This window comes from Enterobacter cloacae complex sp. (assembly GCF_900322725.1).
Taxonomy (GTDB): Bacteria; Pseudomonadota; Gammaproteobacteria; order Enterobacterales; family Enterobacteriaceae; genus Enterobacter; species Enterobacter quasihormaechei.
The window spans coordinates 3,654,823-3,668,370 of record NZ_LT991957.1 but is presented as its reverse complement, the minus strand read 5'-3'; the positions used below and the strand labels follow the sequence as shown (position 1 = coordinate 3,668,370).

General features: G+C 57.9%; 13 protein-coding genes. 2 read left to right on the top strand and 11 right to left on the bottom strand.

What is annotated here, in order from left to right:
* Positions 1-9: 9 nt before the first annotated feature.
* Entirely contained in the window at positions 10-1,446 is a 1,437-nt protein-coding gene (locus DBR02_RS18070) for an SDR family oxidoreductase (protein WP_107535034.1), read from the top strand.
* A 92-nt stretch (positions 1,447-1,538) separates the two neighbouring features.
* Positions 1,539-2,552, top strand: coding sequence for an NAD-dependent epimerase/dehydratase family protein (locus tag DBR02_RS18065; protein ID WP_107535668.1), 1,014 nt, complete (start codon positions 1,539-1,541; stop codon positions 2,550-2,552).
* A 137-nt stretch (positions 2,553-2,689) separates the two neighbouring features.
* Here the strand turns inward: DBR02_RS18065 and DBR02_RS18060 are convergent, their stop codons facing one another.
* The 11 genes from DBR02_RS18060 to gspG form a co-directional block, all read right to left on the bottom strand.
* Entirely contained in the window at positions 2,690-4,516 is a 1,827-nt protein-coding gene (locus tag DBR02_RS18060; protein ID WP_107535033.1) for a chitinase, read from the bottom strand.
* Between the two features lie 133 nt (positions 4,517-4,649).
* Positions 4,650-5,090 (bottom strand): type III secretion system invasion protein IagB, encoded by a 441-nt coding sequence (gene iagB, locus DBR02_RS18055; RefSeq protein WP_063449202.1) that lies wholly within the window; start codon positions 5,088-5,090, stop codon positions 4,650-4,652.
* A gap of 108 nt (positions 5,091-5,198) precedes the next feature.
* Positions 5,199-7,910: a glycosyl hydrolase family 18 protein gene (locus DBR02_RS18050; protein ID WP_107535032.1), complete on the bottom strand. Its 2,712-nt coding sequence runs from the start codon at positions 7,908-7,910 to the stop codon at positions 5,199-5,201.
* Between the two features lie 254 nt (positions 7,911-8,164).
* Positions 8,165-8,962 (bottom strand): prepilin peptidase, encoded by a 798-nt coding sequence (locus tag DBR02_RS18045; protein ID WP_107535031.1) that lies wholly within the window; start codon positions 8,960-8,962, stop codon positions 8,165-8,167.
* Positions 8,959-9,444: a type II secretion system protein GspM gene (gspM, locus tag DBR02_RS18040; protein WP_107535030.1), complete on the bottom strand. Its 486-nt coding sequence runs from the start codon at positions 9,442-9,444 to the stop codon at positions 8,959-8,961. The genes DBR02_RS18045 and gspM overlap by 4 nt, the downstream gene beginning before the upstream one ends.
* Complete coding sequence (gene gspL / locus DBR02_RS18035) at positions 9,441-10,574, bottom strand: type II secretion system protein GspL (RefSeq protein WP_107535029.1); 1,134 nt, start codon at positions 10,572-10,574, stop codon at positions 9,441-9,443. The genes gspM and gspL overlap by 4 nt, the downstream gene beginning before the upstream one ends.
* A gap of 15 nt (positions 10,575-10,589) precedes the next feature.
* Positions 10,590-11,600, bottom strand: coding sequence for a type II secretion system minor pseudopilin GspK (gene gspK, locus DBR02_RS18030; RefSeq protein WP_107535028.1), 1,011 nt, complete (start codon positions 11,598-11,600; stop codon positions 10,590-10,592).
* On the bottom strand, positions 11,597-12,244 hold the full coding sequence (gene gspJ / locus DBR02_RS18025) for a type II secretion system minor pseudopilin GspJ (protein ID WP_107535027.1): 648 nt from the start codon (positions 12,242-12,244) through the stop codon (positions 11,597-11,599). The genes gspK and gspJ overlap by 4 nt, the downstream gene beginning before the upstream one ends.
* Positions 12,241-12,621, bottom strand: a complete 381-nt coding sequence (gene gspI / locus DBR02_RS18020) for a type II secretion system minor pseudopilin GspI (RefSeq protein WP_063866244.1) — start codon at positions 12,619-12,621, stop codon at positions 12,241-12,243. Before gspI ends, gspJ begins: the two co-directional genes overlap by 4 nt.
* Entirely contained in the window at positions 12,614-13,099 is a 486-nt protein-coding gene (gene gspH / locus DBR02_RS18015; protein ID WP_107535026.1) for a type II secretion system minor pseudopilin GspH, read from the bottom strand. The genes gspI and gspH overlap by 8 nt, the downstream gene beginning before the upstream one ends.
* Positions 13,099-13,548 (bottom strand): type II secretion system major pseudopilin GspG, encoded by a 450-nt coding sequence (gene gspG, locus DBR02_RS18010; protein ID WP_006809430.1) that lies wholly within the window; start codon positions 13,546-13,548, stop codon positions 13,099-13,101. The genes gspH and gspG overlap by 1 nt, the downstream gene beginning before the upstream one ends.

Below are 13,548 nucleotides of genomic sequence, written 5' to 3'. Positions count from 1 at the left end.
GAGCATACCGTGCCGCAACGTATTCTGGTGCTCGGTGCCAGCGGGTATATCGGTCAGCATCTGACCACTGCGTTAAGCCAGCAGGGGCATCAGGTGCTGGCAGCGGCACGCAACACTGAGCGCCTGCAAAAGCGCCATTTGCCTGGCGTAACCTGTCACCCTCTTGACCTTAGCTGGCCGAAGGCGCTTCCCGCGCTGCTGGAAGGGGTGGACACGCTTTACTACCTGGTGCACAGCATGGGCGAAGGCGGGGATTTTATCGCCCACGAGCGTCAGGTGGCGATGAACGTCCGCGACGCGCTGCTGCAAACGCCGGTGAAGCAGGTGATTTTTTTAAGCTCGCTCCAGGCCCCTGAGAACGAGCAGTCCGATCACCTGCGCGCCCGCCAGCTGACGGCGGACACGCTGCGCGGCGCGAATATTCCCGTTACCGAGCTGCGGGCCGGGATCATCGTCGGTGCGGGTTCCGCCGCGTTCGAGGTAATGCGCGATATGGTCTATAACTTGCCGGTGCTGACCCCGCCGCGCTGGGTACGCTCGCGCACCACGCCCATTGCGCTGGAGAATTTGCTCCACTATCTGGTGGCGTTGCTGGATCACCCGGCGGAGCAACACCGCGTGCTGGAGGCGGCAGGCCCGGAGGTGCTGAGCTATCAGGAGCAGTTCGAACATTTTATGCGGGTGAGCGGCCGCAAACGCTGGCTGGTGCCCATCCCCTTCCCGACCCGCTGGATCTCGGTGTGGTTTTTAAACGTCATTACCTCTGTTCCTCCGACAACCGCGAAGGCGCTGATCCAGGGACTGAAGCACGATCTGCTGGCGGACGATCGCGCGCTGCGGGCCTTGATCCCGCAGGAACTGATCCGCTTTGACGACGCGGTGCGCAATACGCTGAAAGAAGAAGAGAAGCTGGTGAACTCCAGCGACTGGGGCTACGACGCGCAGGCCTTTGCCCGCTGGCGACCCGAGTACGGCTATTACCCGAAACAGGCGGGCTGTACGGTAAAAACCTCGGCCAGTCTTAGCGCGCTGTGGGACGTTGTGAACCAGATCGGCGGCAAAGAGCGCTATTTCTTCGGCAATATCCTCTGGCAGACGCGCGGGGCGCTGGATCTGCTGGTGGGTCACCGGCTGGCAAAAGGCCGCCCTGCCGCCCCGTATCTGAACGTGGGCGATACGGTCGACAGCTGGAAGGTGATCATCGTTGAGCCAGAGAAACAGCTGGCGCTGCTGTTTGGCATGAAGGCGCCGGGGCTGGGGCGGCTCTGCTTCACCCTTAAGGACCACGGCGACCACCGTGAACTGGACGTTCGGGCGTGGTGGCACCCGCACGGGATGCCGGGCCTGTTCTACTGGCTGCTGATGATCCCGGCACACCTGTTTATCTTCCGTGGAATGGCGAAACGGATTGCGCAACTGGCAGAAGAAAAGCGGGAAGATAAGTAAATAAAACCCTTTTTCTTTCACCTTTCCCATTGCAACACATCGTAATTCACGAAAGAATGCGCACGAAATTCTTTTCAACACAGTGGATTGTTATGAAGGTACTGGTTACCGGGGCGACCAGCGGCTTAGGCCGAAATGCGGTCGAATTTCTGCGCAACAAAGGCATCAGCGTCAGGGCCACCGGTCGCAACGAGGCGATGGGCAAGCTCCTGCAAAAAATGGGCGCTGAATTTGTCCATGCCGACCTGACGGAGCTGGTCTCTTCTCAGGCTAAGGTGATGCTCGCCGGTATCGATACGCTGTGGCACTGCTCCAGTTTTACCTCCCCGTGGGGGACCCAGGAAGCCTTCGATCTCGCGAACGTGCGCGCCACGCGCCGTCTGGGCGAATGGGCCGTCGCCTGGGGCGTGCGTAACTTTATTCATATCTCCTCCCCGTCGCTCTATTTTGACTACCACCACCACCGCGATATTCAGGAAGATTTCCGCCCGGCGCGCTTCGCCTGTGAGTTTGCCCGCAGCAAAGCGGCTGGCGAAGAGGTGATCGACCTGCTGGCCCAGTCAAACCCGCATACCCGTTTTACCGTCCTGCGCCCGCAGAGCCTGTTCGGGCCGCACGACAAAGTATTCATCCCGCGACTGGCCCAGATGATGCACCACTACGGCAGCGTGCTGTTACCGCGCGGCGGCGATGCGCTGGTGGACATGACCTATTACGAGAACGCCGTTCACGCCATGTGGCTGGCGAGCCAGCCGGACTGCGATACGCTGGTGTCGGGCCGCGCGTATAACATCACCAACGGCGAACCCTGCACCCTGCGCAGCATTGTGCAAAGGCTAATTGCCGAGCTGAAAATCGACTGCCGCATTCGTTCCGTGCCTTACCCGATGCTGGACATGATCGCCCGCAGCATGGAGCGCTTTGGCAGTAAATCGGCGAAGGAGCCTGCGCTGACCCATTACGGCGTGTCGAAGCTCAACTTTGATTTTACGCTGGACATCTCACGCGCGGAGAACGAGCTGGGGTACAAGCCGATTGTATCGCTGGATGAAGGGATTGTGCGTACGGCGGCGTGGTTACGGGATCACGGGAAGTTGCACCGCTAGCCTTTTTGCCCGGTGGCGGCTTCGCCTTACCGGGCCTACAACTGCACCGTACTGTCCCCTCGCCCCTTTGGGCAGAGGGTTAGGGTGAGGGGAAAGAGCAAACACAAAAACGGCAACCCGAGGGTTGCCGTTTGCTTTTACAGCGCCGTCCAGGCGTCAGCCCATGCCAGGCCTGCGCCCGGTTCATAGTACGACGGGGCACTGTTACACCAGCCGCTGTACGGGAACGGTTTGCACTGGAACAGCTTACCGTGGTTGTTCACGATATCACCTGCGTTGTACTTGCTGTTCGCGCTCCAGGCCGGGTAAGACGTGTCTTCTTCAGATGGCGTAGACGCTTTCGCCTTCACGTTCAGCAGGTAAGTCGTGGTGCTGCTCAGCTCGCCGTCGCTGACGGTCAGGCTCACTTCATACTGCTGCGCCGTTGCAGACTCCGGTGCAGTGAAGGTCACTACCGCTTTGTCTTCGCCAGCCACGGTCTGGCCGTCCTGAGCACGCCAGGTATAGGTCAGCGTGTTGCCGTCTGCGTCGCTAGAGCCTTCAGCGCTCAGCGAAACCTGCGCGCCCGCTTCAACGGCACCGATTGGGCCCGCAATCTGCGCAACCGGCGCGTGGTTCACCACGACAGGCTCTGCCGGCGTTTCATCCGGAACAGGCGCTGGCGCAGGGGCCGGCGTTTCATCCTCGGCTGGCGTCGGAGCTGGCGTTGGCGCTGGGGTCACCGGCGTGTCGGCAGAGCCGTCATCGTTCACGATATTCACCTTGTAGTTCTTCTGCACGCACTTAGTGTAGTCACCGTCTTTAAACGCGCTGAACGGCGTCTGGTAGCCCACCAGCTGGCACGCGTAGGTCGAACCGTTTGGCGTATCCGGGCTCCATCCCCAGTCCTGTTCCCAGTAAATCTTCAGGGCGCCCGCACCGTACTCGTCGAACTGCTTCATGTTGGCGCAGCCCAGCACTTCGTTTGCCGGAACCGGTACTTTCAGGTAGTTGGCGAACTCCTTGTAGTACTTAATACGGTTCTGAGACTGGGCAATCTCGGTTGGACCGCCGCACTCAACGCCGCCGTTAATGATCTGGGTGGTGACGCCGAAGCCCGGCACCAGGCCGTTGGCTTTATCGTGATCGTTCGGCTGCCACGTTCCGTCGATAACCTGCAACATGCTTGGTTTTGGCGGCTGCGGGTAGGCGAAGAAGAAGATCGCGCTCGCCAGGTTCAACCAGGTGTCCGCCACCAGCTCAGGCTTGTCGAGCAGGGTACGCACGTCGCCGTACATCGCTTCGGAGAACGGGCCGTAGTTGTAGTTGTAGGACAGCTGCTTCGCGCCGCGACCGAAGTAGCTCAGGAAGTCGCCGTCTTTATCCTTACCGCACGGCCAGGTCTGGCCCTGCCAGACGTCCGGGTTACATTCGCCGTTATAGCCGCCCTTCTGCCCTTCGCTCCAGCCCATCTCACGCACGTGCACCAGCGCCTGACGCCATTCGGCTTCCGGACGCCAGCTTTCGTGGCCGCCGGTTTCCTGGGCAAAGTGGGCAAACATGGTGGCCAGCTCTTTACGGCAGATGGCATCGCTGTCACGACCGTCGTCGTAGGTCTTACACAGCGCCGGGAATTTACCCACGGCCTTCAGGAAGTTGCTGTAGGTATAGGCCTGAGCGCGCAGCGGGAAGAGATATTCCCAGTCGCTGGCTTTCACAATCCCTTCAACGCGCTTAACGTTGTCCGGGTTCGCCGCTCGGCCTGGCTCAATCATTTCGACCTGCGCGTTATCCAGCGTCCTGATGGTCTCCTTAACCGACGTCATGAGCGGGAAATCGGTTAATTCTTTTTCTTTCTTCGCCAGATCGCTGGCTTTCATGGTGTACGGCTCACTGCTGGTTTCCTTCAGATTTGCAGCCTGGGCCATCAATGGCGCCACGCAGGCTCCCGCAATGAGTACACTCAGTAACGTCCTTTTGTTCATTTCAGTATTCCTGTTTATTCAGATTAAACGTTAAAATCCCGGCTTAGGTATTATTCCGTTAATACATAAACCACATTCAGCTGTTTTCACTTTTCGAAGAACACCTTCAGGAATTCTTCAAAAATAAAAAACGTTAATACCGGGCCGCTAATTTCAGCTGCTGGTATTTCGCCCAGACCTTATGGGCATATTTCATGCGCTGCGGATAATTCTCTTTCTTTAACCCGGCGTTATAGGCGCCTACGGCCTCCCAGTTATAGCCATACACTTTAATCATGCCGGAGAGAATCGAGGCGCCCACCATGATGGACGTACACGGCTCCGTCATTAAGCGATACTCATCGATGCCCCGGCTTTCCAGCGCGGTAAAATGCGTGCTGTTAATTTGCATCAGTCCAACATCACGCGTGCCGTCGCGGTTTTGTCCAACCGCATACGGATTCATTCCAGATTCCACATTCGCGATGGCATACAATAAATAAGGATCGACATGATAATAATGCGCCGCTTTATCCCAACAGTTCGCCAGTGCGCTTTGGCTTATTATTAACAATAACAAAATGAGCTTTTTCATTTTTACCTGCTGACAGTATCGGTTATTTCTCCTTACCCACATCCTGTAAAATGAATTTAAATCGCTCACCGCACCGTGACGGGCGCGGTGAGCGTTTATCGGGTCAGATTATTTGCAGTCTGGTGCTGCGCCTTCTTTCACCCATACATCGCTGTTCGCAGGGTTATCACCGCGGGTCCACCATTTCGCACGATAAACATTGCCCTCGTACGTGGTGGTTTCACCGCCGTTATAGACCACATCGGAACGCCAGTTGAATTTCACCTGGCTGACCAGCTCCCACGCTTCTGCGCCGAAGCCAGGCTGGTTGCCCTGAGTCCAGTACTTCGCTTTCCACACCAGGTTGTCGAAGCTCACGATGTCGCCACCGTTGTAGACCTTGCTGGATTCCCAAACCGCATGCTGGCTGGCTGCCGGATCAACTGGCGCATCACAGCTGCCGGTTGCCGGGGTAGTGCCTTCGTCAGACGGAGTATTCCCTTCGTCAGACGGCACGTTACCTTCGTCGGCCGGGGTGGTGTCTTCGTCCACAGGCGCCGGGGCCGGTGCTGCTTTCGGGTTCACCGTTACCTGCACGTTAGACTGCACGCTGGTTTTGCCGTCGGTGACCACAACGCTCAGGATGTAGGAAGAGGTGTTGTTGACCTCTGGCGCAGTAATACGAACGTTGGCGGTATTCGTCCCCGTGGTGTTCATGTCTGCCGGTACGCTCCAGCTATAGGTCAGCGCGTCGCCGTCTGGATCGGTCGCCTGTGCATGCAGGGAAATCGCTTCACCGGATTCCACGGTCACGGCGTCCATGGCATTGATCACCGGTGCCTGGTTCGCTTTCGGCGCTTTGTTCACAACCTGCACGTCGATCGCGTTGCTCAGGCCTTTCGCGTCAGTCACGGTCAGGCGGAACACCAGGTTCTGATCGCTGGTCACAGCCGGTACGCTGAAGCTGGCTTTCGCTTTGGTGCTGTTCGCCAGGGTCACGGTGGCGCCGGAAACCTGCGTCCATTTGTAGGTCAGCGCATCGCCGTCCTGGTCGCTGGAGGCGGAGCCGTCGAGCGTGACCGTCGCCGGGCCCGTTACCGTCATGTCGGTAGCAGACGCGACCGGCGCATGGTTGGTTACAACCGGCTCAACAGGCGTAGAGCTGCCGCCCAGCAGGCTTTCGTTCATGGCGTTCAGGATGTCGCCGTTATCGGATTCGATAGACCACGCGAACAGGCCGCCCAGGTTTTTGTTCAGTACGTATTTGCCCTTCGCGTTCACGGAACGGGCGTTATCGTAGGTCACCAGCTCACCGGTGGATTTGTTGAACACGTACGGTGCTTCTGCCGCTTCGTCGTATTTGTACTCCCAGCCCGGTTTGCCCAGCATCTGGTTCACAATCTGACGGTAGTCAACGATGCCGTTTTCCCACGTGCCCTTGACCGGGCCGGTGGCGGTGCCGGTGAACGGATTGTCGCCGGTGTAGCCGTGAACGCCGGTCCAGCCGCGTCCGTACATGCCTGCGCCAACCACGATCTTGCCAGGCTGTACGCCCTGCTCGAGCATCGCTTTCACTGCGTTATCGGTGGTGTAGTTGGTGTCTGGTTTCCAAGACGCACCGTACAGCGCGGTCTGGTGGCCGAGGTCGGTATTGCTCCACGCGCCGTAGAAGTCGTAGCTCATCAGGAAGATGTGGTCGATGTACTGCTGCGCGGTGTTGTAGTCCACGTCTTCGATCTTATCTTTGCCTGCACCGATAGCGGTGGTCAGCTCGTAGGTACGGCCAGTTTCCGCAGACAGCTCGTTCAGCATCTGGCGCAGGTCGTGCATCAGCGCGGTGTAGGTCGCTTTATCGGTCTGCGGGTTACCCAGTTTAGCGTTTTCACCGCCGCCGCCCGGGAATTCCCAGTCGATATCCACGCCGTCGAACACTTTCCAGGTGGTCAGGAAGTCTTTCACGGACGCAACGAAGCGGTCGCGCAGCACTTTATTATCCATCTGATAGAACGGGTCGGACAGGGTCCAGCCGCCGACGGATGGCAGAATTTTCAGGTCCGGATGGGCTTTTTTCATCGCCATCAGCTGACCGTAGTTGCCTTTGTACGGTTCATCCCAGCCGGTCACGCCCTGCTGAGGTTTCTGCAACGCCGCCCACGGATCGTGGATCGCCACGGTGTAGTCCTGACGGCCCTGGCAGGCGCGCTTCAGAGATTCCAGCGCGCCGGAGGATTTGGCGCTGTCGTTAATGCCGTCGCCGCCGCAGATTGGAATGAAGCCGTACAGCAGGTGGTTGATGTTCGCAGCCGGAATTTTGTCCGCAGAGAAGTTACGGTCGTACACGCCCCACTCGGGGAAGTAAGCGCCAACCACTTTATCGGTGTGCTGCGCGAACGCTTTGTTGTTTTCCAGCAGCGGGGTGTTCAGCGGCAGCAGGTGGCTACCGTCGGTGTCCGCCACGATGATCAGCTTGCTGGCGCTCTTGGTGCAGCCGCTGTCGTTACACAGCTCGACCTGCTCCTGATAGCGTCCGCCTTTTTTCACTTTGAACGTCGCAGAGCCGGCGGTGCTGCCCGCTCCGGTCCAGACGGTCTGGCCGTCCAGCAGCACTTTTGCCGACGTAGGGGCGTCGCCGCTCCACACGTTCCACTCAACCTTCACGTCAACGCCATCTTTATGCACTTTGATGAGGTTGTTGTAGTCCTGTGCCGCCTGATCCACCTCTACCAGCGCAAACTTATCGTTGCCTGATGTAATTGACGGTGTACCCGGTGCCGCTGCAAATACCGAGCTCGTTGCGGCTGCAACAAAAAGCGCCAGATATTTAGGCTTCATAAATTTCATTTTTATTTCCTGATAAATTTATTCGTAACGTAATAATCCATGTCTTCCGTGAGATCATGGATGCGCTTCGCATAATGCGTATTTAACCAACCTGAATGCCGTGAAAAAAAACTTTTTACTGCGTTGTATTCCTCCATAAAAAGATACAAGCCTGAATTCCGTCTAGCTTATATCCCTTACGATACACCGGGCGTAAAGAGACGTCCTTCACTTCCACCGTCAAAAAAATTTATAAAATAACTTGACCACTATATTTAAAATGTGGAAACCAGTTGCTGGCTGATAAACACACTTATTCCAGCAAAGGCGAGATACGGTCCAAAAGAAATAGTGAGGTTATTTTTATTTACATTATTCAGGACGAAATAACCGACAATACCGCTTAACGCTGCCGCCAGCTCAATGGTGGGTAGCGCCTGCCAGCCACACCAGGCGCCCAGCGCCGCCAGCAGTTTAAAATCGCCGTAGCCCAGGCCTTCCCGCCCCGTGACCAAACGAAAGGCCCAGTAGAGCAGCCAGAGCGACAGATAGCCCGCTACCGCGCCGAACAGCGCGTCGTGCAACGGCAATTTATGGTCAAACGCATGGAGCAGGAGACCTGCCCACAGCAGCGGCTGGGTCAGGCAGTCCGGGAGAAGCTGGTGCTGCCAGTCAATCATCGCCAGAGGCAGTAAAAAGAGCGCCAGTAACCACAGGGAAAACAGCGCCTGAACGTCCGGCATGCACCAGGCCGTGACGCCAAAAAACAGCGCGGAGAACAATTCGACCAAAAATAACCGCAGCGGGATGGCCGTGCCGCACTGGTGGCAGCGCCCCCGTAATAACAGCCAGCTGACCAGAGGAATATTTTCCCATGCGGCCAGCGTGTGCTGGCACACCGGGCAGTGCGAGGCAGGAAAGAGCAGATTGCCGCTCCCCTTCTCGTCCATCATCATCCCCGGCAGGCGCTCGGCCACAACGCCCAGAAAACTGCCCATAATCCCGCCCAGGATCGCACTCATCATCGCGAAACTAACCGGACAGGCTTCCCGGATCAGCGAGACGGTATTCATGCGTTTTTTGCCCAGGTGAGCTGCACCTGCGCTTTTACATCGCTGAGGTGATCAACCGGCGTGAGGTTTATTTTTTGCAACCTGACGCCGGAGGTCTGATTAATTTCGCGCAGCCAGCTTTTTAATTCATACACATTTACCCGACTCACCACGAACGATAACGTTTGTCCCTCCTGACGCACGTCCGTCAGTGAAAGGTTAATTTCATGGGCGCTTTTCTCAACCACCGTACGTGGATTATCCGTTTTGACTAACTGGACCTGAAGATGATTTTTATTAATTTCACTGCGCATCCAGTTTAGCGTCTCTTTTTGTCTTTTAAGCGTCGATTTACTATTTTGAATCATATTATCCAAAGGGATGACTCCTGCGTAATACACCGCAGCCCCAAGCAGGGCGACGATGCAGAGTTTTAAAATAACTTTCTCCCGGGCGCTGTAATTCTGATAGCGTGATTTCAGCTGCGCGATTCGCTCTTTCATTTATGTTTCCCTGCGATCATGGCGGTATACGGTTCGGTGGTTGAAACAGGCTGTAAGGTAAAATCGAAATTCTCACGGGTCTGATTAACAAACGCCTGCAACGCGGGCTGGTTTTGCGCGCTGACGCTCAGCGTTAGCGTGTTTTGCTGCGCATCGTATTCCAGCAGGTCGATTTCCATCGCAGGGACTGACTGCCGGGCGGCGGCCAGCTCGTCCAGCTGAAGGAAGATCCCCTTGCTCTGTTTTTTGACGTTCTGACCAAAGTGATATTTGATGTTGGTCTGGTGACGCATGCTGGGGAAATGGTGCTGATACACCTGGAGGATCTCCTCCTGTATCTGGTTTTCCTGCTGCACCAGCATCCAGGCCATCGCAATGCGCGGCCCCAGCAGCAGGCCAACGGACAGCAGGCCCGCCGCCACCGCTGCGGCTTTCATACGTTTCGCGACGCGCCCGTTACCGGCCTTAAGGCTGAATTCACCGTGAAGCAGATTCACGCGACAGGCTTGCCACTGCGGCTGGATCAGCACCAGCGGATGCTGCCAGGCATGCTGCACGTCAACGGTGACGTTTGCAGGCGCGTCGCCGTAGCACCACACTTCGCCTTCGCCGGCTTTCTGCATCAGCAGCGGCAGCAGGCTGGCCTCCATTTCTGCCGCCACGTGGGGCGATAAGCGCAGCCAGTAGCCATTATCCTGCGCGACCAGCGTGCTGCCGCCTGCCGCCACGGGCAGCAGCCAGGCATCAGGCAGAGCCTGAATCACGCTGAGTCCGGCCTCCTGACAGCGGGCCAGTGCCGCGCGCAGGCGGTCGGCGTCAATGGCCACGGCGTCGACCTCGGCCCCCTTTTTGTGAAGCACCGTCCAGTGGAGGGTGTCCACGTCGCCAATCAGCGTCTCCTCCGCCATCCACGAGAAGGCCATCGCCTGAGAAGCCACTTTTTTCGGCAGCGTGAAGTGGCGGAAAATCATGTCGCCGGCGGGCAGCAGGAGACAGACGCGTGCCGCCAGCGGGTGATCGGCCAGCGCCTCCAGGCTGTCGAGCACCTCAACGTGCTCGCTGCCGGACTCACACCACATTATTTTCCCGCCCTCGCGGCTGTCGGGACGAACAAAAAGTACCTGTTTCATAACGTTCTACTTTTCTTATTCAATCATTCGGTAACGGCGCTGCCACGTCACGATCTCGCCGGCTTCGTTATTTATCTGAAGCTGGCTGACCACGCGAAGCGTTAATTCGTCGGTATTGCCGCTGTAGTTCACGCGGAAGTACCGGCTGTTTACAGAAAAGCGATCGGCCACCTGGGGGAGATCGTCTTTGACCTGCGGGAAGGACTGCTCCAGCGCTTTGCTGAACGCTTCCATATTTTCCCAGCCCGATTCAGGCCGCGAATCCAGCAGGCGAACGGCGTCATCCTGCGTGAGTTTTCCGGGGAACATGGCCGCCAGCACGGCGGCCTGTTCCGGTTGCAGGGTGTTCACGTCAACCTTGCTGGCGGCGTCCGGCAGCGCGCACAGCAGCTTGCTCACCTTCGGGTAGGCCGAAGCAGGAAACGCCGGCAGCAGCTTGATTTCAGCGATGCTGCGCATCATCTGGTTTGCCGGTTGCCGCGCGGGCACGACCCCGGCCCACGCGTCGCTTTCGGCGCCCTCTTTCGCCGTTGTGCTGTCACCATCGAGATAATCCACCAGCTGGAAATAGACCTCCTCCGCCGTGCTCTGGCTAAGGCCGCTCTCCGTCAGCAGCTGTTCGACACTCTGCTCTTTACGCGGTTTTTCCACCACGGCGGGCGCGCTTTGTCCCTGGGGTGCGGCCTCGGCGGTCAACAGGTTATTGACGTTAAGGCAGTCCTGGGCGTCTTCCACCTGGCTTACGACCGTGTAGTCTTCACCCCGCATCTCCAGCGGCTGATGCCAGTCGCCGTCCAGCGACAGCGGCTTGCTTTCGCCGCTGGCGTCAGTCTGCAACCGGTCCTTCACCACTTTTTCCTGGGCCTGCATCGCCCAGCGCAGCTGCTGCTGGCTTACCTGATAATGGGTTTTCTGCAAATTTCGGCAGAACTGCTGGCTGATTTTGGCGGCCAGGGCGGACATCATCACCAGTAAAATCAGCACCACCAGCAGGGCAACGCCCTTTTGTTGACGGATCCGGCTCATGGTTTGGCCTCCGGCAAAGGGGCGACATCCGGGGTCGCCACCGGCGCGTCGGCGGCCTTCTCAGGCCCCTCGGCAGCGGCCACCTCCGGCATATCGCCCGGCGTGGTAAACACCCAGCGCCAGGTCTCCCCGTTATCCATCGTCAGCGTCGCCTCCACGCCGTCCGGCAGATGGGCGGCGTCGGGCCAGGACTTCATCCAGCCCTGACGATAAAACTGCCACCGTAACGTTTTCACCCCGCTGACAATCGGCACGTCGTCGGGCTTCACGTCTGCCGGACCGTCAATCACCGGCCAGACGTCGCGATACAGACGCCCCTCCTCCAGCCGCCAGCGCACGCGCTCCAGCTGGACCGTTCCGCTCACGCCGTTCAGGGTAGTCAGCTCAAGGGCATCGCCCTCCTGACGAAACCGCTCCGGCTCATTGCGCGGGGCCCGCGCCTGAAGCTGGAAAAAATCACGCTCCATCAGACTCCAGGCGCGCTGAAGCTGGTTGAGGCCGGCGGCGCTGGCATCCGTCGCCGAGCTGGTACGCATCGCGCCGTCCAGAATTTGCCAGGCCAGGGTGCTGATCACCGCGAAGATGGTCAGCGCAATCATGATCTCCAGCAGGGTAAATCCGCGCTGGCGTCGCGTTTTTTTCACTTGCTCTCTCCCGGCGGAATGACGTGCAGGGAGATGACCGGCTGGCTCTCGTCGCCTTCCGCATAGACGCGAATGGCGTTCGCCCAGACGTTGTCGGCGGTTTTCACCCGCTGCTTGCGCCAGTTCCAGCTGCGCCCGCCCATCATCTCCGTCCCCTGCTGCTCGGCATCCGGGAAGTCGGTTTTGGTGAGCTGTGCTTCCGCCAGCTGGTTTTCCGCCACCCAACTGGCCTGCAAGGTGTCGGCCAGACCATGGGTAAACCGCACGTTCAGGGAGACCGAGTTCATCAGCGCCAGCGCGGCAGTGGAGAAAATCACCAGGGCAACCATCACCTCCAGCAGCGTCATCCCCTTTTGCTTTTTGTTGCCCTTAGTCATCGTTTTCTACCGATACCGGTGCCGCGCCCTGCGACACCACGCGGAAATGGTGCTGTTTGTCGAAACTTTGCAGCGTCAGCGTAAAGCGGCTGATTTCACCGTCCGGTAAAAAGATCACCTGCGGCTCGGACGCCACCGTTGCGGCCAGGCGCTGCGGCGAGAGCGAGACGTGCATCTCTTCCGGCAAATGACCTTTGGTGGTAATACGTCCGGCGGATAATGGCACCCAGTGACGCTCGCCATTTTTATCGTCGATCGTCACCAGCTGATATTTATCCGTGGTCATCACCAGCCCGACAATATTTCCGTCCATGACCGCACGGTCTGAACCATAATCAACGAGGGCTTTTAATTGCTGGCCAAATATATCCGCACCGCTGCGTGAAGGTATGGTTGACACCACCATCATGGCGCAACTGGCAAATATCACCAGCGCCAGAATAATTTCCAGCAACGTAAAGCCGCGTTGATTTTTCATTATTTCTCTTTCTTATCCAGAGACCAGTTGGTAATGTCATCGGCGGTATTCGCTTCGCCGTCCGGACCGGCGGAGAAGACGTCCACCGCGCCGTGTTCACCCGGGCTAACCAGAATATAATCACCGCCCCACGGATCCTGCGGCAGGCGACGGATATAGCCGTCCGCGCGGTAGCCGTTCGGGATTGGCGCGATCTCAGGCTTGGTCACCAGCGCCTGCAAGCCCTGCTCTGTGGTCGGATAGCGGTGGTTATCCAGTTTGTACATATCCAGCGAGCCTTCGAGCGCGACAATATCGCTGGTCGCCTTTTGCTCATCCGCTTTTTCTTTATTTCCCATTAAGTTTGGCACCACCATACTTGCCAGAACGCCGAGAATAACAATCACCACCATTAATTCGAGCAAGGTGAAGCCCGCCTGGCGAGCCAGGTTTTTACGTTTTAAAGCCAT

What these genes read in the sequence shown, in the direction of transcription:
- gspI (WP_063866244.1), bottom strand. Translation starts at nt 12,621, where the DNA reads ATGACTAAGGGCAACAAAAAGCAAAAGGGGATGACGCTGCTGGAGGTG.
- DBR02_RS18045 (WP_107535031.1), bottom strand. Translation starts at nt 8,962, where the DNA reads ATGAATACCGTCTCGCTGATCCGGGAAGCCTGTCCGGTTAGTTTCGCG.
- gspK (WP_107535028.1), bottom strand. Translation starts at nt 11,600, where the DNA reads ATGAGCCGGATCCGTCAACAAAAGGGCGTTGCCCTGCTGGTGGTGCTG.
- DBR02_RS18050 (WP_107535032.1), bottom strand. Translation starts at nt 7,910, where the DNA reads ATGAAATTTATGAAGCCTAAATATCTGGCGCTTTTTGTTGCAGCCGCA.
- DBR02_RS18065 (WP_107535668.1), top strand. Translation starts at nt 1,539, where the DNA reads ATGAAGGTACTGGTTACCGGGGCGACCAGCGGCTTAGGCCGAAATGCG.
- gspL (WP_107535029.1), bottom strand. Translation starts at nt 10,574, where the DNA reads ATGAAACAGGTACTTTTTGTTCGTCCCGACAGCCGCGAGGGCGGGAAA.
- gspG (WP_006809430.1), bottom strand. Translation starts at nt 13,548, where the DNA reads ATGGCTTTAAAACGTAAAAACCTGGCTCGCCAGGCGGGCTTCACCTTG.
- iagB (WP_063449202.1), bottom strand. Translation starts at nt 5,090, where the DNA reads ATGAAAAAGCTCATTTTGTTATTGTTAATAATAAGCCAAAGCGCACTG.
- gspH (WP_107535026.1), bottom strand. Translation starts at nt 13,099, where the DNA reads ATGAAAAATCAACGCGGCTTTACGTTGCTGGAAATTATTCTGGCGCTG.
- DBR02_RS18060 (WP_107535033.1), bottom strand. Translation starts at nt 4,516, where the DNA reads ATGAACAAAAGGACGTTACTGAGTGTACTCATTGCGGGAGCCTGCGTG.
- gspM (WP_107535030.1), bottom strand. Translation starts at nt 9,444, where the DNA reads ATGAAAGAGCGAATCGCGCAGCTGAAATCACGCTATCAGAATTACAGC.